The organism is Bacteroides sp. 224 (assembly GCF_010500995.1).
Taxonomy (GTDB): domain Bacteria; phylum Bacteroidota; class Bacteroidia; order Bacteroidales; family Bacteroidaceae; genus Bacteroides.
The window spans coordinates 1-24,455 of sequence record NZ_QVMK01000031.1 but is presented as its reverse complement, the minus strand read 5'-3'; the positions used below and the strand labels follow the sequence as shown (position 1 = coordinate 24,455).

Sequence of the window (24,455 nt, the reverse complement as noted above, 5' to 3'; positions counted from 1 at the left end):
GATTATCAAAGTGGTACCCTGTCTGTAACACCCCTGTAACGCTTCTCCGGTAAACTGTAACGGCAACTGTAACAGCATTTCTTTGACCGGGCGAGAAATATCCCTCATCTTTGTATCACACACATAAGAAACACAATACCGGTGTTCGTGCCGGATGAAAACATTAGAGAATGAAAGGGGGTAAAGCCTACCTTTATGATAAAAGAACCGAGAGCAAGGTTTAACGTTCCTCATTTACCGAAACTCTCAAAACAACCTCCTTCATTTCTCTAATGTTTTTATTTATTTCATCTACAATCAGCTTTCCGCTTCGTACAACTCCGACAATTTCACCAAACTATCATACAAGCTTTCGGCAACGCCTTCCCGGTATCTTCTGCCCCAGAAAGAATAAAGCCATACCACGCGAGATATGTTGAGTGCAGGCTCTTCGTCGTCGTCCGATGTTTCAGTATAGAATAATGCTAAGCTTTCAGCAGAGATATGAGGATACAAAACATTGAAGTATACTCTGTAAGCTTCATCCCAAGAGGAAGCGTCGTTGAACTCTTCTCTCAATTCAGTATCTTCCATTATATCTATTACAGCCTGAAGATTATCCAGACCGGAATAAGCTGCAATTAGCTGATCTACTATTTTCTTGTAACCATTATCTCTGTAAGCTTCATAAGGTAGGTGGTTATAAAGTAATGAAAAGTAGCTGCCAACCAGATTTACCAAGCCAATACTTCGTTTGTTTTTCAGAAACAATTTAAAGATGCCATTATAGGCCCTGCTTCCGTATCCCTCTGTGTAACGATCTATACGTGAATAGTGGTGAGGAAACAATCCAAAAGGCACTTCCATAGGTCCGTCGGTATCCTCCAAAACAAACTCTTTGCGAAGGTAATGAATAGCAGAGGCAATACTATCCAGATCGCCATATTCCTGATCTTCCGAAGATTCGGTGCCTATGATTCCATCGCCTATAAACTCGGGAACATACTCGCCGTCTTCTATCTCTTCTTCCTCGTACTCTCCGTAGCCATATTCTTCATCGTCTTCATAAACTTCGTCAACGTATTCGGTTACTACATCGGTATAAGGTTCTTTCGGTGATTCATATCTACTGTCATAGCTATCATATTCTGCATAGTAGTTTCGGTAAACCTCATCATCAAAATAATAGGCAGCCGGCAGAAGAAGAGCAGGCAAAGCTACAAACGCCAACAAAATAGCTATTATTTTTGTATGTTTCCAAAGCCAGGTAAACAATAGAAATAAGGCTGATGCAGCTACCCAAAGAATTAAATACAGGAACAGCAAACGCGCTGAATTGATAGAAACACCCGAAGCATTAACTGAATAACCGAATATATACGTCATAATCACTGTTACGAATACCAGCAAAGCAGCCAACAAGCTTCCATACAGTAGATTTCTCCAAACAGGATTGACAGAAGAGTCATCTCCTCCTGCTTCTTCCAATTTCTTTTGTTTTTTAATGGTATCGTGCAGTGCAAGAAACGTCAACGCAGCTACCAATGCCCCTACCGCATGGGTAAGAACCTCCCGGCTAAAGAATGATACTTCATATTCATATTCTTTCTTAAATACGAGAAACGTCCATATCTGCGATATCAATGCCAACACCAATCCGCTGACAATGCCTACAGCATCGAGCCTGAAGGTCTTTAGTCCATTACACAGTAAAAGCAGCAATAAACAGCCGGTAGCAGGAAGAGCTGCCGCCAACATAATTATAGAAAAGCCATCGCTTCCCTGAATACAGTACGGTTCTGCGCAAAAAGCCATAAAAAGCACCAGCAAGCAGGGCAATAACAGTAATAGCAAATAGATTTTAATATTTTTTTGTTGCATCTTTTGTAAAGCTTTGTGTTATGGTAAATAGATGTTCGTGATTGCTTATTTTGTTTTAGCTGCCAGGTAATTCTTTAACGGATTGGCATACATTACAAGCAATTTCTCATATAGAAACGGAATATCTTTATTGGGCAATTCAATCTTATCGAGCTGACCTTGTATGTAGAGTTCGAATCGTTCTTTCTCTTCTTTACTGTAGTTAGCGGCATAAGTATCGGTGCCATCTAATAAATCGGCTGCTACATAATTGCCCGGATACATTCGGTAATTGCTGTGAATGTCTTTATCTATCATGGCGGTTAGCTGCTTAAAGAGTTCTGTTTTCGGCAAAGAAGCGTCTAACTTTTGGAGTTTATCGTTTAGCAGTCCGGCTACCTGAAAGTGTACTCGGCCTTTATAACCGAATAGCCCGGTTTGCATATTCTTAAGGTCATCGGCAGTTGTTTTCTTATAACCTTCGACATCTCTTTTCAGTTGAAACTCTTGTGCTTTCAGGAAGTCGCAAGGGTCGTATTCATAAGAGATGGCAAGAGGGGCCAGGTTTATTTCTGTTAGGCGGTCGATCAGGTTTCCTTCTCCACCCATAGCCAGCATTTTAAGTACGCTTTCTTGGGTACGGTCGTTAGAATCTTTGGCGCGACCTTCTCGCTGGGCAATCCAGATAGACTGAACTTTCTCCTTTATGGTGTAATGAATATAACGAGACATTAACCCGGAAGCCTCCAACATCTGACGCATACTAAGTGCCCGCTGTACAATGAACGACTTATTAACGCGTACCAGTTTCTTTATCCACGGATAAACAAATAGATTATCGCCTATGGCAATTTCTACGGTATCAAGACCTTTGTCTATCAACAGAATAGATAAAAAGCCGGAATCCAGAATAATATCTCTGTGATTAGAGATATAGGTATAAGCCATCGACTTATCTTTCAGTGCAGAATGGTCCATAGTAAGCCCGTCGGAGAAGTTATTCGCCAACTTCCACATCAGCGGATACATAAACCGTTTTTGGAATTCGAGCTTAGTTTTACTGCTTCGCATTCCGGCCACCTTCTGCTCCCAAGGTATCTCCGGAAGAGCTCCTGTAACTGCTTGTTCAAAACCCGGATCGGCAATCAGCTCTTCGAAGATTTCCGCAAGTTCTTCATCATGATAAGGACGAATGTCATCAAACTCTGTTGTATTCATAATAGTTACGAGTTACAAGTTACAAGTTACGGGTTACGAGTTACAGATTAGGGTGCGATGCCTTCTCTTGTAACTCGTAACCTGTAACTTGTAACTCAAAATTTATCTTCTATAATATCTGTCATTACCTCTTTAATATCCATGCCGGCAGCACATACTTGCTGAGGGATGAAGCTTGTGGCAGTCATACCCGGTGTGGTATTAACTTCCAGTAGATTGATTTTGTTGCCTTCGGTAATGATGTAGTCTATGCGAACAATGCCCGAACATCCCAAAATATCATAGATGGCAGAGGTTAGTAATTGTACTCTTTCTGTCAGTTCTTCTGATATACGGGCGGGGGTTATTTCATCTACCTGACCATTATATTTGGCATCATAATCAAAGAATTCATTTTTGGTTACTACCTCGGTAATGGGGAAAACTACTTCGCTTTTCTTTGTTTTGTAGCAACCGCAGGTTATTTCCGTTCCCTCCATTAATGCTTCAACCATTACCTCGTTGGCCTCGCCAAAAGCTTTCTCTATGGCAGGTTGAATTTGCTCTTTTGTTTTCACCTTAGTAACTCCAAAGCTGGAACCTCCCAGATTGGGCTTGATGAAACAGGGCAAACCAACATTGTTAATCACTTCTTCGTCTAATATCTCAAAGTCTTTACGCACCAGCATCGACTCGGCAATACGTACGCCAAAACCTTTCAGGTATTGATTGCAAGCAAATTTGTTGAATGTGAGTGCAGCCGGCAACACACCACAACAAGAGTAAGGCAATCGAATTAAATCGAAATAGCCTTGCAATAGTCCGTTCTCGCCGGGTGTACCATGAATGGTGATATAGGCAAAATCGAAAGTAATCTTTTGGCCTTCTGCCAAGAAACTAAAGTCGTTTCGGTCAACAGGAACCATTTCGCCTCCCGGCAGGCGCACTTCCCAACGAAGCCCTTGTATTTCTACAATATACAGATTATACTTTTCTTTATCGATGAAGGAGTAAATTCCTTCGGCACTACGAAGAGATACAACTAACTCCGATGAATCTCCTCCTGCTATAATAGCTATGTTCCGTTTCATTCCAAATCTCTATTGCTGATATAGCCTCTCCATTTGTCGATCAGCAAGCTCATATCCTCAGGCAATTCTGTAGTGAAGTTCATTTCTTCGCCTGTTACCGGATGTATAAAGCCCAGTGTCATGGCATGTAGAGCCTGACGCGGACAAATATCAAAGCAATTGTTTACAAATTGTTTATACTTACTAAAATGGGTTCCTTTCAGAATTTCGTGTCCACCATATCGTTCATCATTGAACAGTACATGCCCAATGTGCTTCATGTGAGCCCTGATTTGGTGTGTACGTCCGGTTTCCAGCACGCATTCTACCAGCGTAACGTATCCGATACGTTCCAATACCCGATAATGGGTGACGGCATGCTTCCCGATTTCCGGATCGGAGAAAACTGCCATTTGCATTCGGTCTTTGGGGTTACGGGCGAGGTTACCGATGATTGTACCCTCATCGTTCTCCATAATTCCCCAAACCAATGCACGGTATTTACGCTTGGTTGTTTTATTAAAGAACTGGATTCCCAAACTTGTTTTGGCATCGGGCGTTTTAGCTATCACCAGTAAGCCGGAAGTGTTTTTATCTATACGATGCACCAATCCTACATGTGGGTCGTTGGCGTCGTAATCCGGCAAGTCTTTGAGGTGCCACGCTATGGCATTCACCAATGTGCCGTGATAGTTTCCATGCCCGGGGTGAACTACCAAACCGGCCGGTTTGTTGATTACCATCAAGCAGTCGTCCTCATATACTATATTCAGGGGGATATCTTCGGGGATAATCTCGTTGTCATAACGGGGGCGGTCCATCACCACTGTTATTACATCCAGAGGTTTCACCTTATAATTGCTTTTCACCGGTTTTCCGTTGGCTATTACATGACCCGCCTCTGCGGCTTTTTGGATGCGGTTTCGCGAAGCATTGACAATGCGTTCAAATAGATACTTATCTACCCTCACCAGGGTTTGCCCTTTATCTACTACTACTCTAAAGTGTTCGTATAATCGGGTTTCGTCATCTACGGATTCAATATCGTCAAGATCATTTTCCAGATCTTCGGGATATTCTTCTATCATAAGCTATTCTTTTCCGGGTTATGCTATCTTAAAACCACGAATCGTCTACTACAGGTTCTTCTTCGGTTTCCAAAGAGTCGTTGGGTTGCTTTACACCGCTTCCTACCACTAATGTTAATGTGGCTCCTATGGGTGCTTTTTCTCCTATCGAGAGTTTTTTACCGTTGTATTTAATTGCGTATACCCAATCTCTTTCTCCTGTAATTAACTCGGGAGCGCTTAGCTTGAATCCTGCTGCAAGAATGCGTGCTTCAGCTTGTCGGTGGGAGCTATTATCGGCTACATCGGGTACTAATTGCAGGGGTACATTGCGTGTGTTTACAGTCAGATAAATAATACGATCCTTTTTCACACGTTGTCCACTCGAAGGACTGTGCTCCAATACGCTTCCGGCAGGCTTTTCTTTTGCATAAATAGAATCCGATACCAAACATTGCAGTCCGGCTTCGCGAAATAAAATACTGGCATCTCGAACGCTCAATCCTTTAGCATCGGGCACCTCTATGGCTTGTCCGTGGCGAGTATAAGAATCCATCCAACTAAACACAAAATAGATGCTCAATACAATAACAACCAGCATTACCAAAATATTAATCCCAAAAAATTTAGCCTTATTTAAACGGGAACTATCTGTTAATGTCATAACAACCTAATACTTAATAAATGTTTTAGGCTTCAAAGATAGGGAATAAAAATGCGATTTATAGGCGAGTTGAATAAAAAAATGCATCTTTTGTCATTAATGGGAAGCCATAGCCTTGAAAATTGCAGTTTACAGACTGTTCAGAACGAATTTATTGGCAAAAAAGTGTCACAAGTGTCACACAGGCATATTAACTAATTGATTTACAGTGAAAAAGAAGCTGTGACACTTTTCGGAAAAGTCTCACAAAAGTGTCACAAGTGTCACCAAAATCTTTTCTCCACCCGGGTGTAGGCAGGTTCTCCATCCGGATGTGGAAGTTCTCTCCATCCGGGTGTAGGACCCTTCTCCATCCGGGTGTAGAAAAACAAAAGAAGTGAAGATTCATTCAAATCTCCACTTCCTTGTATTTTGTTTATGGCATTAGTGCCATTTTTCAAAAGAATTACTTAGTTCCGTTATATTCGTCAGAAACAGTTAATTTCTTTCTTCCTTTAGCACGACGAGCAGCCAATACTCTACGACCGTTGGCGCTAGCCATTCTCTCACGGAAACCGTGTTTGTTTTTTCTCTTTCTGTTAGAGGGTTGAAATGTTCTTTTCATTACAGTATGTTGTTTACGTTATTATTCATATACAGAATCGGGTTGCAAAAATAGAGACTTTTTTTAAATCAACCAAGCATTCGGTCTTTTTTTAGCCAAAACATATTGTGTTTTTAGCTATTTCGATTAATTTTGCAGCAATTATAAGTAATTGAACCAGTGAGTTTTCAGTTTCTTCATAAACTTAACACTGAAACACACACCCGAAAAATAGAAATCATTATAATTCAAAAAAAATAAAAAATCGTATGGCTACTACATCGGACATTAAGAACGGAATGTGCATCGACCTGGATGGTCACTATTACTTTATCGTAGAATTTTTACATGTAAAACCAGGAAAAGGTGCTGCTTTTGTTCGTACCAAATTAAAAAGTGTAACCAACGGACGTACTATTGATAAAACATTCAATGCAGGGGTAAAAATCACTGAAGTACGTATCGAACGTCGTCCTTACCAATATCTTTACCAAGATGATATGGGTTATAACTTCATGAACCAAGAAACTTTCGAGCAAATTCCTATCCAAAAAGATTTAATCACTGGTGTGGATTACCTGAAAGAAGGCGAAGTTGTTGAAGTTATATCACATGCCGAGTCAGAAACTGTATTGTATGCAGAATTACCAGTAAAGGTAACATTGCTAATTACTTACACTGAACCCGGATTAAAAGGAGATACTGCAACCAATGCTACCAAACCTGCTACTGTAGAAACTGGTGCCACTGTACGTGTTCCTCTGTTTATTAACGAAGGAGAAATCATCGAAGTGGATACAAGAGACGGTTCATATCAAGGAAGAGTAAAAGCTTAATTCTTAATTCAGTTGAGAGTTGAGAGTTGAGAGTTGAGAGTTGAAAGTTGAGAGTTACCATGCGGCATCGTAACTCTCAACTTTCAACTCTCAACTCTCAACTGAATAAGCTTTCAACTGAAAATTTCATGGAATGAAATTTTCAATCATTATCCCCGTATACAATCGTCCCGATGAAGTGGATGAGTTACTGCAAAGCCTTACTTTACAAACGTTTAAAGATTTTGAGGTTATTGTAGTGGAAGACGGGTCCGGTATTCTATGCAAAGAGGTGGTAGATTCCTACACCGACAGGCTGGATATTAAATATTTCTACAAACCAAATTCTGGTCCGGGGCAAACCCGAAATTACGGAGCAGAAAGAAGCAAAGGAGACTACCTGATTATTCTTGACTCCGATTGCATACTCCCCCCTACTTACTTTAATGCTGTAGAAGAAGAACTGAATGCTTCTCCTGCCGATGCTTTCGGGGGTCCCGATCGGGCACACGAATCTTTCTCGGATATTCAGAAAGCAATCAATTACTCCATGACTTCCTTTTTTACTACCGGAGGCATACGCGGAGGAAAGAAAAAGATGGATAAATTCTATCCCCGGAGCTTCAATATGGGGGTACGCCGAGATGCCTATAATACACTTGGAGGGTTCTCGAAGATGCGTTTCGGAGAGGACATTGATTTCAGTATCCGCATATTTAAAGCAGGATATTCTTGTCGGCTGTTTCCGGATGCATGGGTGTATCATAAAAGACGCACCGATTTTCGGAAATTCTTTAAACAGGTGCACAATTCGGGTATCGCACGTATTAATCTCTATAAAAAATACCCGGAATCTTTAAAGTTAGTCCACCTTTTGCCTGCTGCATTTACATTGGGAATAGCTTTCTTTTTAGTAGGAGGGATATTCTGTTTATATTCGCTTCTGCCTATTTTGCTGTATATAGTATTGGTTGCTATAGATGCTTCCATTCAAAATAAAAGCCCGAAAATAGGTGTTTATGCCGTAGTTGCCTCTTTTATTCAATTAATTGGTTACGGTACCGGGTTTCTTCGTGCCTGGTGGCTACGCTGTGTTCTGAGGAAAGACGAGTTTTCTGCTTTCAACAAGAACTTTTATAAGTAATACACAATCTAACATGTCAATAAAAAAGCTATCCATTAACGAATGGGCAGAAGAAGACCGTCCGCGCGAAAAAATGATGGCCAAAGGAATCGATGCACTAAGCGATGCCGAACTACTGGGTATCCTTATCGGTTCCGGGAATACAGAAGAAAGCGCTGTTGAACTGATGCGGCGTGTGTTAGCCTCTTGCGATAACAACCTCCATGAACTCGGCAAGTGGACTTACCGTAACTTTTCGGTATTCAAAGGACTCGGCCCCGCCAAGGCTACCACAGTAATGGCTGCACTGGAGTTAGGTAAACGTAGGAATTCGCAAGAAATTAAAGAAAGGAAACAAATTACATGTTCAACGGATGTCTATAAGATCTTTCATCCTATTATGTGCGATCTTGCTCGCGAAGAGTTCTGGATACTCCTACTGAACCAGGCCGGTAAAGTAATTGACAAAATACGTATCAGCACGGGCGGAATAGATGGTACTTATGCAGATGTACGCCTGATTTTGCGCGAAGCTCTTCTGCAAAATGCCACCAGTCTGATTATTTGCCACAATCACCCTTCGGGCAATCCAACTCCAAGCCAGGCAGACAGGAAGCTCACTTCGGCTATTCAGCAGGGAGCCAAGACGATGAACATCCGCCTGTCCGACCATGTTATTATATGCGACGGAGCGTTTTATAGCTTTGCCGACAAAGAAGATCTGATATAGATTGTGTATATTTGCAAAAACAAGTACTTATTATGACCAAGTTTGAAATAGAAGAAAAAATAGTCGATGTACTGAAAACAGTATTCGACCCCGAAATACCGGTGAATGTTTATGACCTCGGATTGATCTATAAAATAGATGTAACCGACGATGGAAAGGTAGATATTGATATGACGCTGACGGCTCCCAACTGCCCGGCAGCCGACTTCATTATGGAAGATGTACGCATGAAAGTGGACTCTGTAGAGGGGGTTACTTCTACAAACATCAACCTGGTATTCGAACCGGAATGGAATAAAGATATGCTTAGTGATGAAGCTAAACTGGAATTAGGCTTTTTATAATGAAGAATATCTATTTTCTGTCTGATGCTCATTTGGGTTCCAGAGCTATTAAGTCGGGGCGTATGCATGAACGACGCCTTGCTAATTTTCTCGATAGCATCAAACACAAAGCCTCTGCCATCTACCTGCTGGGAGATATGTTCGACTTTTGGTACGAATATAAAACCGTTGTGCCCAAGGGTTATACTCGTTTCCTTGGGAAAATATCCGAACTAACGGATATGGGTGTAGAGGTACATTTCTTTATTGGGAATCACGACTTATGGTGCAAAGATTACTTTACTCAAGAGTGTGGCATGGTGATGCATTATGAGCCTCAAACAGTAGAGTTGCATGGTAAAGAATTCTATCTGGCCCACGGCGATGGTTTGGGAGATCCGGATAAAACTTTCAAAATGCTTCGTAAGATGTTTCACAGTTCTTTCCTACAACGGTTATTCTCTAATATTCATCCACGCTGGAGCATGGAGTGGGGATTAAGCTGGGCCAAGCACAGCCGCGAGAAACATGAAAGGGGAGGGGAGCCCGTGTATATGGGAGAAGATAAAGAACACCTTGTACTTTATAGCAAGGAATATTTAAAAGATCATCCCAATATTAATTACTTTATTTTCGGGCATCGCCATATCATGCTCGACCTGATGTTGAGCCGCACTTCGCGTATCACCATCCTCGGAGATTGGATCACTAACTTTTCTTACGCCGTCTTTGACGGAGAAAACTTATTTCTGGAGGAATATATAGAAGGAGAAACTGTACTTTAAGCAGTTAAGTACCTCTGTGTTCAACTTAATATAAATAATTTACCAGGGGTATTTATTCCTTCTTCTGATATTCTTTAGGCGCAATACCAAACTCCTGCTTAAAGCAAGTCGAGAAATATTTAGGTTCTGTGAATCCAACGGAATAAGCAACCTCGGATATAGTAATGGATTTATCTTTCAACAAAACACAGGCATGTTTTAGCCGGATGTTCTTAATTAGTTCTATAGGAGATAAGCCTGTCATGGTCTTTACCTTTCGGTAAAGGGAAGAGCGCGACATATTCAGCTGCTGCGCAAATGCGATATTATCAAAGTCGGGTTCCGATAAATGCTCTTCAATCAATAATACAACACTTTTCAGGAATTGCTCGTCCTGAAAAGTATATTGCAATGTGGAGATGTTGATATCCGCATCCTTCTTGAACTCTTTTTGTTTTTCCTTTTTATTCTGAAGGAAGTTATTGATTCGGGCTTCCAATACTTTCAGTTCAAAAGGTTTCGATATATACCCGTCGGCTCCTGCATTATAACATGCTATGCGATCTTCTGCCGAGCTCTTTGCCGTAAGAAGCAATACCGGTATATGGCTGGTTTCAATGTTTGCTTTTAGTTGTCGGCAAAACTCTAACCCATCCATTTGGGGCATCATTACATCGCTTACAATAATATCTATATCTTCTTTCTCCACAATACGAAGCGCCTCTAAGCCATTGTGGGCAGTAAAGATGTGGTAATACTTAGACAGAATATTATTGTAGGTGGCCAACAGCTCTTTATTATCTTCTACCAACAGAAGCGTGGCTGCTTTTTTCCAGTTATCGGCATAATCCGGCTGAATAGCTTCTTCTATCACAGGTTGAACCAACTCATCGGCTGAGTAACTGGCTTCATCAATAGGAATCAGTACTGTGAATGTGGTACTTTCATTTACTTTACTGCTTACCTCGATAGTTCCGTGGTGCAGTTCTATCATATCTTTAGTAACCGAAAGCCCAATTCCATTCGTTTGATTCTGTGCCATTTGCTTATTAAAGTAGAACCTGGTAAAGATGTTTGCCAAGTCTTTTTCTTCAATCCCTACACCTGAATCTGCAATTTCTATGGACAGGAAAGTATGTTCTTCTTTCTCTATATTCCGCAGGCTTACGCGAATAGTGCCATGATTGGGAGTGTACTTAAAAGCATTGGAGAGTATATTGAACAAGATCTTGTCAATCTTATCCCCATCAAAGAAAGCATTGTTCAATTCGGGCTCTGCCGAAAAGAGAAATGTTATCTCTTTACTTTTAATCAGTGGAGAGAAATGCGTATAACAAATGTCTTTAATGAACAAAGCAATGTTGCCATAGCTTACCTGTAAACGAATACTGTTGCTCTCTATTTTTCTAAAGTCCAGAATCTGCTGCAATAACCTGCGAAGGCGCTTTACATTGGAACGCATGGTGCTAAACTGAGGTAGCTTTTTGCCTGTGGTTGCCTCTACATCATCAATTGTGCAGGATATAATGGTTAATGGAGTCAACAAATCGTGCGATACATTTGTAAAGTACCTTAACTTCATTTGTGTAAGTTCTTCGGTCTTTTCTTTCTCTATTTGTGCTATCTTCAAAGCATTGCGTAACTGAATGCGGTTAATAATAAACCGGAAAGTCAAACCTATAACAAGAAGAAAAATGTAGCAGTAAACCAGATAGGCAAACCACGTTTCATAATAAGCCGGCTCTTTATAGATATTCAACAGAAACACTTCATCATCCCAAACTCTGTTTTCATCCGTTACTCTCAATTGGAAGGTATACTTCCCTTTTCTTAGTTGATTGTAAGTGGCAAACTGACGGTTATTTGGTGCATATACCCAGTCGTTATCTACTCCGGAGAGTTTGTAGGCATATTGTATCTTGCCCGGATAGGTGTAGTTAAGTGCGGAGAAATCAATCTCCAGATTATCACCACCCGGTTTCAACAGCAGGCTTTGGTTGAGAAAATCAAAGGTTGCCTCTTTGCTTTCGGCTTGCAAAATCGACTGATTGTTTACCCGTACATCCGTAACCAAAGCATTGATTTTTCCCAAAGGTGCCATCAATCGGGTAGAAGGAATAAAAGCCGAGATCCCTAAATTGCCTCCAAAGTATATTTTATTCGATAAACGACTTTTGCAAACGGCATCCTTTATGAATGAATTAACCAATAATCCATCTGATGGGCTATAAGTCCAGAAAGCATTATTTGTAGGATTGTACTCGGTGATCCGGGTAAAAGTTGTTATCCAAACATGTCCCATATCATCTACCATCAGGTTTTGGATGCTATGCCCTTTCATGCCACAACGAGTTGTATAGTCTACAAAAATCTGGTTGAGGTTGTTATAAACTATAATACTTCCTTCGGCTGTTCCTATCCATACACGACCTTCTTTATCTGCGGCTACCGTTTGCATATTGTTGCCCGGCAATTCGCCTGATTTTTTATTGTATTGAACCATTTCCGGATGTTCCCAATCCATATTGTGCGAAATGGTAATGCGAAATACCCCTTCCGAAGAGCTCGACACCCAGATGCTTCCCCGGGAGTCTTCTGTTATGCCCGTCACCCATCCGGAATAAGGGTTAACCATCCGAATTTCGGAAGAATCGTATGGCTTTACCAATAAGCCTTTCATTGTTCCAATCCATATATTATTCCTTTTATCGGCATAAAAAAGTACCGGATGACCGATGCCGGGAAACAATGCCTGCAAATCTATTTCATCAACAAACTTCAAATCGGTTCCGTCTTTGCGGAGCATATAGATTAAATCGCAGTGCCCTACTCCCATCCACATATCTGCTTCGGAGGTATCTGCCGAGCCTTGTACATAATCAATAACACAGCTAATACTTTCAATGCCTCTTTCTTCAAAAGCCGGAGAGCCATTCAAGAGCTTTGTTTGTCCGGTTGCCGGATTATAAATTCCAAAGCCATACCGGTTTTGGGTAAACCAGAGCAAACCATCTTTATCTTCGTATAAAGCCGTTATATTGGGGCTTAACCCCAGTTTTTCTTTTATCTCAGGAAGATCATAATTATGAATAACCGGCTGATCAAAATTGATAAGGATAGCCCCTTCGTGGAAAGCTCCTATCCACAAATTGCCATTACGATCTTTAACAATTTCGCTAAAGATGCCATTTGTGCGCTCCAGTATCTTCGGGTTTTCTACCACCTCAATACAGTTATCCTTGTTGTATCTAAAAACAATGATACCGGAAAAAGAGACTGTCCATATTTCATTATTTACATCATCCTGTACGATGCTGAAAAAGATGGTTTCGGGTTGTTTGGTTCCTTTCCTTTCAACAGGTAGGGGAGTGTACATTGTATCTTTATTCTTATGAGGATCGAACAGATAAAGCCCATCGTCCCACGTACATACCCAATATTGTTTTCTATTATCCTGATAAACCCGGAAAGGGTTATTCCGTTTTCCTATAGGGGGAAAGGCTATCAATGTATCATCCTTCTTGTTATATTTTAAAATGCCACTTCCTGCCCGGCAGAGCCAAATGTCTTTATAAGAATCTTCGTAGATATTGATTACCCTCCCCTCCTGAGGGTTTGCGTGGTATTCCTTACGAAGGGACAAATCCGGATTGAAACAATACAGCCCATCACCTGCACCTACCCAAATCAGGCTATCACTGGTTGTGGTGATGCAGAATATCATTTTGCCGGAAACGGCTTCATGGGTTAAATGGGTAAAGGTGTATGTCTGCCTATCCATGAGGGTGATGCCTCGTTCTGTTCCTATCCATAAGCGATTATTCTTATCTTCTGCCAGGTAAGAGATCGTATTGTTGGTAAGCAAGTTGGGGTTTCTATAGTCGGAGCGAAATACCAGAGTTCTGTATCCGTCGTATCGGCAGAGACCATCTGTACTGCCAAACCACATTAATCCATCGCTATCCTGAAATACTCTTTGCACGGAAGTGGAAGGCATATCATCATCTAAATCAATGACTTTCAGCCCCATTCCGGCATGTACCGCATAAGATATAGAGGGTATGAACGAAAGGATTATCCAAAACAAAATATTCAGTGCTTTTCTCATTCCGGTGATATAATTTGTAGCAATTATAAAGAGGTACAAATTTAGGAATAAAAATAGAAATATCTCCTTAGGTTATAATCCAAGTCGCTTCTATACCTATAAATTATGAAAAGAGAGAGTAAGCATACTTATATATTGGTAATTGTGCTAAAGAAATGAATAATCATAAACATTCTCCCAAAACTTGTCAAGAGCAGCTTTACGTATTTTTAAGAGAATAATCGTAGTTTTCATCAGGTCGTACCTAACCAATCATTAGGTCGTACCTTTTTCATCAAAAGGTAGCACCTAATCAGAGAAAAGAAGGCACCATTCGGAACGAAAGAAACCGGCATTTTATTGTCGAGATGGTTTCTCCCACCTCACCTACAAGCAATATGAAAGGGATATGTACGAAAAAAGAGGAAAACATCAGCGCTCCTCTTATCTAAGTAGTTTACCCGAAAGCTAAATCAGGATTACATATACAAATATACAACATGTTGAAAAGAAATCCAAGCGTTTGGGAAGGTATTTAGGTATAGGGGTTACAACTCTTCTATCTCCTTGATAGACAAACCGGTTGCTTGGGTTATGATTTCAGCAGCTTCAAACAGGCGGTTGAACACGCGCTCTTGCAAAGCAGCAGGGCGTTCCATGAGTCCGGATAGGTTGCGAAGCACAAACATCCATTTGTCAAACTCGGTATAAGGGTTAATATATCGTTCCATAATTCAAAGATACAGATAAAATAAGAAGAAACAACCCGGTGGAAGGTTAAGCTTAGAAACCCGAATACAAAAAACAAGCTATTATTCTTTGACATTAAAACAAATAAGCCCTATATTTGCAGCATATCTCATTCACTACAAACGAAAACGCCCATTTATGAATGATTTATCGGACAACAACTGGAACTCCATGAGCGATGATTACATTGCCCGGCAAATAGGAGCATTTGTTAAGCACTATCGATTAGAGCAAAATAGAACCCAAACCGAGCTTGCTAAAGATGCCGGCATAAGCCGCTCAACGCTAAGCTTGTTAGAAAGAGGTGAAGTGGTAACCATCGCAACACTTATCCAGACATTACGGGTACTGGATCTGTTGCACGTATTCGATAAGTTTACAGTCAACCAACAACAAAGCCCCCTACTACTTGCTAAAGCCGAAAAAAAGAAAAAGAACCGGGCAACCCCCCAAAAGAAAATAGAAACAGAAGCTAACGAAGACATTGATTGGTGACAATGAATACAGCAATTATAAAGATATGGGGCAAAACAGCAGGTGCCGTTGCCTGGGATGAAAGAAACAAGATAGCCGCTTTTGAATACGATCCGGATTTTAAAAGACTGGGCTGGGAACTCTCTCCCCTAAAAATGCCTTTAACACAAGAACAGAAGATATTCTCATTTCCCGAACTAAGAAAGGAACGAGATTCGACCAACGACACTTTTAAAGGATTGCCCGGATTACTTGCCGATATGCTACCCGACCGCTATGGTAATGAACTTATCAACCTGTGGCTGGCACAACAAGGACGTCCGGAGAACAGTATGAACCCTGTAGAAATGCTTTGCTTCATTGGAAAAAGAGGGATGGGAGCATTAGAATTTGACCCTGCAACTTTAAAACAAAACGTCAATACCTTTTCAGTAGAGGTAGATAGTTTGGTAGAGATTGCCGGAAAAATGCTTTCAAGGAAAGAATCTTTCGTTACCAATTTAAAGTCCGACGAGGAGAAAGCGATGCAGGAGATACTCAAAATAGGAACATCGGCAGGTGGTGCCCGTCCCAAAGCTGTAATAGCTTACAATGAAAGAACGGGAGAAATCCGCTCCGGACAGACACGCGTTCCCGAAGGATTTGAACACTGGCTATTAAAGCTTGACGGTGTAAGCGAAGTGCAACTTGGAGCTACTCATGGCTACGGGCGAGTTGAGTATGCCTACTACCTGATGGCAATTGACTGTGGCATAGAAATGATGCCCTGCCATCTATTGGAGGAAAACGGACGAGCACACTTCATGACCAAACGCTTTGACAGAGATAACAGCTATACCAAGCATCACACCCAAACGCTTTGTGCCATGAAGCATTTCGACTATAACCAAATAAACAGTTATAGTTACGAGCAATTATTTCAAACAATGCGAGAGCTAAAGCTTACATACGCCGAGGCAGAGCAAATGTTTCGCCGAATGGTATTTAATGTCATTGCACGCAACTGCGATGATCACACCAAAAACTTCTCGTTCATTCTTAAACAAGGAGATCGTTGGAGGCTGGCTCCGGCATACGACATCTGTCACGCCTATCGCCCCGGAAGCGATTGGGTTAGCCGGCACGCATTAAGCATCAATGGGAAAAGAGAACATATTACACGAAATGATCTGATACTCATCGGACAATCTATCCGCAACAAGAAAGCGGTTGAGATCATTGACGAAATCAGCGAGAAAGTTCATCAATGGAACTTCTATGCCTCAGAGGCAGGAGTAGATAAAGACAAAAAAGAAACTATTTACAAAACCCTCATCACCCTCTAAGTCAGAGAGAAAGGAGAAATATACAATCTGAATATGGAAAAAGTTTTGCTCCACTGTTGTTGCGCTCCCTGTTCGGCACCTATTATGGAATGGATGCTGAACAACAACATATCTCCCACCCTGTTTTATTTCAACCCCAACATTTTTCCTTCCGAAGAATACCTGAAAAGGAAAGAAGAATGCATTGCCTACGCACAAGCACAAGGCATTGATTTTATAGACGGAGATTATAATCATGCCGACTGGTTGGCAAAAGTAGCCGGACTGGAAGATCAACCGGAAAGAGGAACACGATGCCTTGAGTGTTTTAAGATTCGCTTAAAGGCAACTGCTATTTTAGCCACTGAAAAAGGATTCTCTCTCTTTACCACTACGCTTGCCGGTTCTCGATGGAAGAGCTTTACACAAATAGTAGAAGCCGGTAATTGGGCAGCTTCATTAGTAACCGGCGTACAATTCTGGGAGAAAGACTGGAAGAAAGGAGGACTAACCGAACGCCGGAAGATATTACTGCAAGAGAATCAATTCTATAATCAGCAGTATTGTGGCTGCGAGTTTAGTATAAGAGGAGGGAAATAGCCAAAGAAAGGAGATCATCCCTTTTACCGGACAATCCCCTTTCGACCCTTAAAAATATCTGAGAAATATTATTTGTTGCTCAGTATAGCCATTGTATCTGAAGCAATCATAAACTCTTCGTCGGTAGGAATAACTACGACCTTCACTTTAGAAGAAGGCTTGCTCACTACTACTTCCTTACTACGAACGGTTGAATTAAATTCTTCGTCCAACTCTACGCCAAGAAATTCCATTCCTCTACATACATTACGACGTAAAGTATCTTGGTTTTCGCCTACACCACCGGTAAACACAATGATATCTACACCACCTAAAGCAGCAGCATAAGCACCAACATATTTCTTAATACGGTAGCAATACATATCGTCGGCCAGAAGTGCACGTTTATCTTCGCCTTTGGCTACGGCATCTTCGAGCTCACGCATATCCGATGATTCGCCAAAGATACCCAACACACCGCTTTTCTTATTCAGCAAGTCCGAAAGTCCTTTAGCATCCAATCCTTCTTTTTCCATCAGGAAGGTAAGCATACCGGCATCTACATCTCCGGAACGGGTACCCATCATCAATCCCTCTACCGGAGTAAGTCCCATAGAAGTATCAACCGATTTACCATCTTTAATGGCTGTGATAGAACCTCCATTACCAATATGACAAGTAATGATGCGTTGTCCCTCAGGGTTTACTCCCAAGAATTCGCATACACGTTGTGATACATAGCGGTGACTGGTTCCGTGGAAACCATAACGACGGATTCCGTATCTTGTATACAGGCTATAAGGAACAGCATACATATAAGCATGCTTAGGCATTGTTTGGTGGAAAGCCGTATCGAATACACCTACCTGAGGAACTTGAGGCAATAACTTGGAAATGGTATAGATACCTTTCAGGTTAGCCGGATTGTGCAAAGGTGCCAGATCCGAGCATTCTACCATTTGGTTAATTACCTCGTCGGTAATCAATACTGATGTGCTGAACTTCTCTGCTCCGTGAACTACACGATGACCTACAGCGGTAATTTCATCCAGAGTAGAAATGCATCCGTACTTCTCGCTTGTCAGCGTTTCAAGAATAAACTCGATACCTACGGTATGCTCCGGCATATCACGCATAAGTACTTGCTTTTCGCCATTACTTTGTGTAAACTTCAGGAATGCTCCGGGTAAACCGATTCTTTCTACACCACCTTGAGCCATTACTTCCTTACTGTCCATATCGAACAGTTTATACTTGATTGATGAACTTCCGCAGTTCAATACTAATATTTTCATTTTCTTCTTAAATAAAGATTTAGTTATGCTTTCTTACATCCCATTGCCTGATTGGCAGTAATGGCTATCATTTTATATATATCGTCGATAGAACATCCGCGAGACAAGTCGTTCACCGGTTGAGCCATTCCTTGAAGGATTGGACCTACAGCTATTACATCTCCTAAACGTTCTGCCAGTTTATAACCAATGTTACCAACTTCCAGACTTGGAACTACAAGTACGTCGGCATGGCCGGCTACATCAGAACCCGGTGCTTTTCTTTCTCCTACTACAGGAATTAAAGCAGCATCGGCTTGCATTTCGCCATCAATGAGAAGAGCCGGATTCATTTCTTTAGCCAAACGAGTAGCTTCTATCACCTTATCTACCACTTCATGCTTGGCAGAGCCTTTGGTTGAGAAGCTAAGCATAGCTACTTTAGGTTTCTCGATACCTACTACCGCAGTAGCAGTTTCGGAAGTACATACAGCAATTTGCGCAAGTTGTTCAGCGTTAGGTACAGGTGTTACAGCAACATCGCTCATTACCAATACGCCATCTTTGCCAAATTCCGTATGCTTGGTAAGCAATAACATTGCTCCGGAAACGGTAGAGATACCCGGCTTTGTTTTAATAATCTGTAAAGCAGGGCGCAATACATCACCGGTAGTGCTTTCGGCACCGGCAAGCTGACCTTCGGCATCTCCGTTTTTCACAATCAGACAGCCTAAGTACAAAGGATTCAATACCAACTTATGCGCTTCTTCCATAGTCATACCTTTCTTCTTTCGCAACTCGCAAAGAAGTTCGGCATACGTTTCTTTCTTTGAGTGATTCTCTGGATCAACAATAGTAGCCTTGTCGATATTGGTCAGTTCCCACTGAGCAGCAAGGCTTTTAATTTTCTCCGGATTACCAATAATGATTAGTTTGGCAATACCTTCCGCCAAAATGCGGTCGGCTGCTCTGAGTGTGCGTTCTTCTGTACCTTCAGGAAGAACAATGCGCTGAGGATTTGCTTTCGCACGCGCTACGATTTCGCTAATTAAATCCATGAATCGAATAGAATGTTATAATATTATATGTGTAAATTACATGCGGATATGTTAATCACACCGCAAAAGTACATAAAATTGCAATATCCACATTGCAATCTTGCATATATTTATTCTCTCAATGCCAATTATTGTATTATTTAACGTTTAGAGCAACAGTTAGAAGATAATAACCGACAGCCACACTATATGTAAGCCAATAGACCTTATTTTCGGCACTATAACCTTTAGTAAATAACAAAACGTCAATCATCCTCTTTAATCATTAACTATCATTTATTATTTCTCAACTACTATCTTCTCACTACCACCCACTATTCTCCTTCTTTTCCATACCTTTGCATCAATAAACAATTAATACTGCATTATGATACGTCAATGCGCCATCTTATTTGGCTGCTTAGCATTGGGTGAATTCATCGTTTATCTTACCGGAATCAAATTGCCTTCCAGCATCATAGGGATGTTATTGCTCACCTTGTTTCTTCAATTAGGTTGGATTAAGCTCCAATGGGTACAAGGGTTATCAGACTTTCTGGTTGCCAACCTCGGTTTCTTCTTTATTCCTCCGGGAGTGGCACTAATGGTTTATTTTGATTTAATTGCAGCAGAATTCCTGCCAATTATAGCGGCAACTTTTATAAGCACCGTGTTAGTGCTTTTAGTTACAGGTTGGATACATCAATTAACCCGAAAAAAACTGAGAAAGAGATGAGCTTCTTCGAAAATAAATTCTTCTTGCTGTTTATTACATTTGGGGTTTACTTTCTGGCTAAGATAGTGCAGAAGAAAACCGGATACCTATTGCTAAACCCCATACTTCTGTCCATTGCCTTTCTAATAGGTTTCTTAAAACTAACAGGAATCAGCTACGAAACTTACAGCGAAGGCGGAACTATGATCGAGTTTTGGTTGAAGCCCGCAGTGGTGGCTTTAGGCGTTCCTTTGTATCTTCAACTAAAGCAAATAAAGCAGCAGTTTCTGCCAATCCTGCTTTCGCAACTGGCAGGATGCATCACCGGCATTGTTTCCGTGGCACTTATCGCTCATGTATTGGGGGCTACCAAAGAAACGATACTGTCATTAGTACCCAAATCCGTTACCACCCCCATAGCTATCGAAGTTTCCAAAACCATTGGAGGAATCCCATCTTTAACTGCTGCGGTGGTGGTCTGCGTCGGACTATTTGGTGCTGTTGCCGGATTTAAGATGATGAAGATCATGAAAGTGAACCACCCCACCTCGCAAGGGTTATCCATCGGAACGGCTGCACACGTGATGGGAGCATCTACAGCGATGGACGTTAGTAACAGGCATGGCGTTTATGCAAGTTTAGGACTGATCCTGAATGGTATTTTAACGGCGCTGTTGGCTCCTGTTATTCTAAAACTTTTAGGATTTCTGTAAGGCTATTTCTGTTTCTTTATTTTTTCTATCTCAGCATCTAAGTTATACATATTATAGTTATCGTCAAGAATCTTGCCTTTTTTATCTACTTTAATGTAATGGGGTATTCCACTAAATTTAAAAAGTTGCATCAAATAGTTCATTTCGTCTTTGGTTACACTGTAGCTATGAAATAACGCATGCTCCTTAACAAAATTGTTGAAATTAACAGTTTCATTGGGTCGATCATCAGTGATGAAAATGAAATCAAAATCAGGATCATCTTTATATTTCTCTCGCGTAGCTTGGTTTTGTTTGATTCCTGCTATACATGGTCCGCAAGTTGTAGCCCAAAAGTCAACAAAAAGAATCTTTCCTCTATGTTTGTTGATTATGCGGCGGAATATTTCAGCTCCTTTATCATCTTGGGGAAGTTCGTAGGCAATCTTTTCTACTTCAGGAAAAGTTTCAGCAAACAATCTACTTGATATAGACCGGAAATAAGGTGTCGTCAACCTCCGATTAAATGCCTTTATAAAACGCTCTGCTTCCTTTTTATTTTCCTGCATAGATTCCAGTTCCACTTTTAAGCTCCGCATTTTAGTTATTTCATAAGTAAAAGAATAAGGAAGCCTCAATGAATCTTTAAGTATAGCAAGACGATGTTCTTCCTCTCTTAAATACTTCTCTGATATAAGATATAGTTCCAATGGAGCAATGTGTGTTTTATAATATTCTTCATGCAGCTTCTTATTATCTTCAAAAAAAGCATTCCATTCTTTAAGATTACTTTCAATAACTGCCATTGTATTTCCATCTATATGAGATGTCAATAGAATATTGTACATTAAATCCAGAAAGACATTTTCCCTATTCGATAGTTCCTTTCCTTTTTCCACAAAGAATTCTTTCAGCGTTTTCGCAGGCGCAGTTTTATATTGCGCGCAATGAATACCTTGTCTGAAAATCGGCATATATTCAAAACGATTTAAAACAGTGTTATAATGGTTTTCTGATATTAAAGATAGCTGACTGTTTAATGGTAATTCCTGCAAGAAATTATAAAATGTCAAGGGGAAATTACTATTGTGTTCATCTTTTCGCATGGAATATTCAAACATGCGCGAAGCAAACTCATAATCCATATTAATTTCTTTTACAGCTTGTGCCTTGGCATCTATTTTCCTACCAGCAAGGTATTTGCCCCAGTCTTCATGATAGGTTTTATATTGATTTCTTAGCTCCTTTTCAAAAGCATCAGGAGCCATCTTCATTCCTTCATTATAAACAAAATACGGATTGGGCATTGGTATGGCATAATCGGCCAACATTAAATCGGTATTAGTTTGTGCAAGACTACCCCGAAATTCTATTTTATTAAATACATACTTTTTATCACGGTGTCTGTCGGCCAAGAGGAATTCTTCCCAATCTAACACCATTGCAAGCGTCTGCCCCGGTTCTATATAAAAGGAAATCCATTGTCCATTGATTTGCATGCTCTTATATCCCGGGTGAGCCATGTTGAGATTGGCTTCAAAACGGCCATTAGGTTCAATGGAAATAACTACGGGAAAACGTTTATGGATGATCTCATTATTGAGATATATTATTCCTGTTTTAAATCCCAACCGGGTGTCGTATCCTTTGAGATACCCCACTAATCGCGCGGGTGTTTCATTAAAAAACGCTTCTGATTGCATATCGTGCAATGAAAGTGGTTCTTTTATTTGGGCTTCTGCTATTTCTTTTTCAAACCATACCTCAATTTCTTTCGGAAGTCTATTCCGTTGTAATCTTTTAGGTTGTTTTCTATCAAGAGAAAGACCATAGATAATCTCTTGGGGACTATCATGATAATTTATTCTTTTTACATTCTTTGGTATCGGAGGAAAGGTTAAGATAAATGTGGAATCACCCGACGCAGGCATATAAGTTTTTTTATTAAATTCTGTTCCTTCCAAATGGCGGGCATATAACTTTTCTCCTGTTTCGGGAATTTCAAGGCATACAGAGTCTGATATACTGATCCACCAATTAGGTATAAATTTAGTGAGCAAAGTTACTTTGGTTTCTTTTTTGCTTAATTCTATTTTTGTTATGTGATTAACCCCGGTGGTAGACACTTCGTAATAAGGGTTCTCAATTACGGTTTGCGCTTTTCCAATGAAGGGCAAAAGGATAAAAAGCAGAGGTAAGAATACTTTTTTCATGTTTAATTGTATTGGTAATATCAGGCACAGAAGCCTAAACATTTGTTTCAGCAAAAATAGGAATTTATTTCTAAAATAAAAGATACAAGTAAAAAACAATGCAACACCAACAAAATCCGTTTTTATTTGTTACTTTTAAAAATGAAATAACAGTTATCCATATATGGTCACATTCAAAGACATCACTTTAGAAGATAAAGAGGTTATCACCCAATACACATTAAACAGTACCCGAAGAAATTGTGATTTATCTTTCGCCAATCTTTGTAGTTGGAGGTTTTTATATCATACTAAATTTGCAGAGGTAGACGGGTTTCTGCTCTTGAAGTTCTGGTCGCAAGAAAAGCTTTCTTATATGATGCCTGTAGGACAGGGAGATTTGAAATCGGTAATCAGTACACTGATTGCAGATGCCAGAGAATCCGGAGACAATCTACAAATGTTAGGTGTATGTCCGGCTATGAAAGAAGACTTGGAAGCAATTATGCCCGGAGAGTTTGCATTTACTTCCGACCGTAATTATGCCGATTATCTTTACCTGCGTACCGACTTGGCAACTTTAGCAGGAAAGAAGTTTCAGGCCAAAAGAAACCACATTAATAAATTTAGGAAGACATACAGCAATTACGAATATCTTCCGATTACCCCCGATCTTATACCGGAATGCATTCGTTTGGAAGCTGAATGGTGCAAGATAAATAATTGTAATAGACAAGATGGGAGTATTTACGAACGTAGAGCCATTCACTATGCATTGAACAACTTCGAAGCGTTGGGCTTAACAGGTGGAGTACTCCACGTAGATGGAAAGATTGCTGCCTTTACATTCGGTATGCCTACTAATAAAGACACCTTTGGAGTGCATGTGGAAAAGGCAGACACACTAATAGAAGGAGCTTACCCCATGATTAACCAGGAATTTGCTCAACGCATCCCCGAACAATATACCTATATAAATCGAGAAGAGGATTTAGGGATTGAAGGTTTACGCAAGGCTAAGTTATCCTATAATCCGGTTATTCTTTTGGAAAAGAGTATAGCGCGTTTTGAGCAGAGTTGTCTTTTTGTAGATATGGTTGACTCTTTAACGACTCAACCAATGAAAGAAAAGAAGTCCAACGATGCTCACGCTTTTCATTTTCGGATTCGTGAGAT

At 40.6% G+C, this 24,455-nt stretch carries 22 protein-coding genes and 1 pseudogene; 11 read left to right on the top strand and 12 right to left on the bottom strand.

The features are described 5' to 3' along the window. Nucleotides 1-297 precede the first annotated feature (297 nt). The 7 genes from D0T60_RS13480 to rpmH all read right to left on the bottom strand — a co-directional run bounded on the left by D0T60_RS13480 (nucleotide 298) and on the right by rpmH (nucleotide 6,441). Complete coding sequence (locus D0T60_RS13480; protein ID WP_163218611.1) at nucleotides 298-1,860, bottom strand: hypothetical protein; 1,563 nt, start codon at nucleotides 1,858-1,860, stop codon at nucleotides 298-300. A 45-nt stretch (nucleotides 1,861-1,905) separates the two neighbouring features. Continuing rightward, nucleotides 1,906-3,057 (bottom strand): acyltransferase, encoded by a 1,152-nt coding sequence (locus tag D0T60_RS13475; protein WP_163218632.1) that lies wholly within the window; start codon nucleotides 3,055-3,057, stop codon nucleotides 1,906-1,908. Between the two features lie 95 nt (nucleotides 3,058-3,152). Beyond that, a complete protein-coding gene (locus D0T60_RS13470; RefSeq protein WP_163218631.1) occupies nucleotides 3,153-4,127 on the bottom strand; it encodes a D-alanine--D-alanine ligase in 975 nt (324 codons plus the stop codon). Then, entirely contained in the window at nucleotides 4,124-5,194 is a 1,071-nt protein-coding gene (locus tag D0T60_RS13465; protein ID WP_163218630.1) for an RluA family pseudouridine synthase, read from the bottom strand. The genes D0T60_RS13470 and D0T60_RS13465 overlap by 4 nt, the downstream gene beginning before the upstream one ends. Nucleotides 5,195-5,222: 28 nt before the next feature. Continuing rightward, entirely contained in the window at nucleotides 5,223-5,837 is a 615-nt protein-coding gene (locus D0T60_RS13460) for a PASTA domain-containing protein (protein WP_163218629.1), read from the bottom strand. Between the two features lie 263 nt (nucleotides 5,838-6,100). Continuing rightward, nucleotides 6,101-6,277 carry a hypothetical protein gene (locus tag D0T60_RS13455; RefSeq protein WP_163218628.1) on the bottom strand — a complete coding sequence of 59 codons (177 nt, stop codon included), beginning with the start codon at nucleotides 6,275-6,277 and terminating at the stop codon, nucleotides 6,101-6,103. A 5-nt stretch (nucleotides 6,278-6,282) separates the two neighbouring features. Further along, on the bottom strand, nucleotides 6,283-6,441 hold the full coding sequence (gene rpmH, locus D0T60_RS13450; protein ID WP_163218627.1) for a 50S ribosomal protein L34: 159 nt from the start codon (nucleotides 6,439-6,441) through the stop codon (nucleotides 6,283-6,285). A 248-nt stretch (nucleotides 6,442-6,689) separates the two neighbouring features. Between rpmH and efp the strand changes: the two genes are divergently transcribed. The 5 genes from efp to D0T60_RS13425 all read left to right on the top strand — a co-directional run bounded on the left by efp (nucleotide 6,690) and on the right by D0T60_RS13425 (nucleotide 10,196). Continuing rightward, the gene (gene efp / locus D0T60_RS13445; protein ID WP_163218626.1) at nucleotides 6,690-7,256 is read left to right on the top strand and encodes an elongation factor P; all 567 of its coding nucleotides are present in this window, start codon (nucleotides 6,690-6,692) and stop codon (nucleotides 7,254-7,256) included. 133 nt (nucleotides 7,257-7,389) lie between these two features. After that, nucleotides 7,390-8,379: a glycosyltransferase family 2 protein gene (locus tag D0T60_RS13440; RefSeq protein WP_163218625.1), complete on the top strand. Its 990-nt coding sequence runs from the start codon at nucleotides 7,390-7,392 to the stop codon at nucleotides 8,377-8,379. A 13-nt stretch (nucleotides 8,380-8,392) separates the two neighbouring features. Then, a complete protein-coding gene (gene radC, locus D0T60_RS13435; RefSeq protein WP_163218624.1) occupies nucleotides 8,393-9,088 on the top strand; it encodes a DNA repair protein RadC in 696 nt (231 codons plus the stop codon). A gap of 32 nt (nucleotides 9,089-9,120) precedes the next feature. Continuing rightward, nucleotides 9,121-9,432: an iron-sulfur cluster assembly protein gene (locus tag D0T60_RS13430; protein ID WP_163218623.1), complete on the top strand. Its 312-nt coding sequence runs from the start codon at nucleotides 9,121-9,123 to the stop codon at nucleotides 9,430-9,432. Continuing rightward, complete coding sequence (locus tag D0T60_RS13425) at nucleotides 9,432-10,196, top strand: UDP-2,3-diacylglucosamine diphosphatase (RefSeq protein WP_163218622.1); 765 nt, start codon at nucleotides 9,432-9,434, stop codon at nucleotides 10,194-10,196. Before D0T60_RS13430 ends, D0T60_RS13425 begins: the two co-directional genes overlap by 1 nt. 52 nt (nucleotides 10,197-10,248) lie before the next feature. On the opposite strand, the gene D0T60_RS13420 is transcribed toward D0T60_RS13425, so the two are convergent. Both D0T60_RS13420 and D0T60_RS13415 read right to left on the bottom strand, forming a co-directional pair. Then, nucleotides 10,249-14,283: a hybrid sensor histidine kinase/response regulator transcription factor gene (locus tag D0T60_RS13420; protein ID WP_163218621.1), complete on the bottom strand. Its 4,035-nt coding sequence runs from the start codon at nucleotides 14,281-14,283 to the stop codon at nucleotides 10,249-10,251. A 575-nt stretch (nucleotides 14,284-14,858) separates the two neighbouring features. Beyond that, a pseudogene (locus D0T60_RS13415) lies at nucleotides 14,859-14,969 on the bottom strand (hypothetical protein); the annotation flags it as partial. 181 nt (nucleotides 14,970-15,150) lie between these two features. Here D0T60_RS13415 and D0T60_RS13410 point away from each other — a divergent pair. The 3 genes from D0T60_RS13410 to D0T60_RS13400 are packed head-to-tail and all read left to right on the top strand — an operon-like array spanning nucleotide 15,151 to nucleotide 17,390. Continuing rightward, nucleotides 15,151-15,507, top strand: a complete 357-nt coding sequence (locus D0T60_RS13410) for a helix-turn-helix domain-containing protein (RefSeq protein WP_163218620.1) — start codon at nucleotides 15,151-15,153, stop codon at nucleotides 15,505-15,507. 2 nt (nucleotides 15,508-15,509) lie between these two features. Beyond that, the gene (locus D0T60_RS13405) at nucleotides 15,510-16,811 is read left to right on the top strand and encodes a type II toxin-antitoxin system HipA family toxin (protein ID WP_163218619.1); all 1,302 of its coding nucleotides are present in this window, start codon (nucleotides 15,510-15,512) and stop codon (nucleotides 16,809-16,811) included. A gap of 33 nt (nucleotides 16,812-16,844) precedes the next feature. Further along, complete coding sequence (locus tag D0T60_RS13400; protein ID WP_163218618.1) at nucleotides 16,845-17,390, top strand: epoxyqueuosine reductase QueH; 546 nt, start codon at nucleotides 16,845-16,847, stop codon at nucleotides 17,388-17,390. Between the two features lie 68 nt (nucleotides 17,391-17,458). Here the strand turns inward: D0T60_RS13400 and D0T60_RS13395 are convergent, their stop codons facing one another. Then, nucleotides 17,459-18,664 (bottom strand): acetate kinase, encoded by a 1,206-nt coding sequence (locus D0T60_RS13395; RefSeq protein ID WP_163218617.1) that lies wholly within the window; start codon nucleotides 18,662-18,664, stop codon nucleotides 17,459-17,461. 23 nt (nucleotides 18,665-18,687) lie between these two features. Beyond that, entirely contained in the window at nucleotides 18,688-19,701 is a 1,014-nt protein-coding gene (gene pta, locus D0T60_RS13390; RefSeq protein ID WP_163218616.1) for a phosphate acetyltransferase, read from the bottom strand. 367 nt (nucleotides 19,702-20,068) lie between these two features. Between pta and D0T60_RS13385 the strand changes: the two genes are divergently transcribed. Both D0T60_RS13385 and D0T60_RS13380 read left to right on the top strand, forming a co-directional pair. Beyond that, entirely contained in the window at nucleotides 20,069-20,416 is a 348-nt protein-coding gene (locus tag D0T60_RS13385) for a CidA/LrgA family protein (protein WP_163218615.1), read from the top strand. Further along, nucleotides 20,413-21,108 carry an LrgB family protein gene (locus D0T60_RS13380; RefSeq protein WP_163218614.1) on the top strand — a complete coding sequence of 232 codons (696 nt, stop codon included), beginning with the start codon at nucleotides 20,413-20,415 and terminating at the stop codon, nucleotides 21,106-21,108. Before D0T60_RS13385 ends, D0T60_RS13380 begins: the two co-directional genes overlap by 4 nt. Before the next feature lie 2 nt (nucleotides 21,109-21,110). Here the strand turns inward: D0T60_RS13380 and D0T60_RS13375 are convergent, their stop codons facing one another. After that, nucleotides 21,111-23,300 (bottom strand): TlpA disulfide reductase family protein, encoded by a 2,190-nt coding sequence (locus D0T60_RS13375; RefSeq protein WP_163218613.1) that lies wholly within the window; start codon nucleotides 23,298-23,300, stop codon nucleotides 21,111-21,113. Nucleotides 23,301-23,463: 163 nt separating this feature from the next. Here D0T60_RS13375 and D0T60_RS13370 point away from each other — a divergent pair. Next, the coding region (locus tag D0T60_RS13370) for a DUF2156 domain-containing protein (RefSeq protein ID WP_163218612.1) at nucleotides 23,464-24,455 on the top strand (992 nt) is incomplete at its 3' end.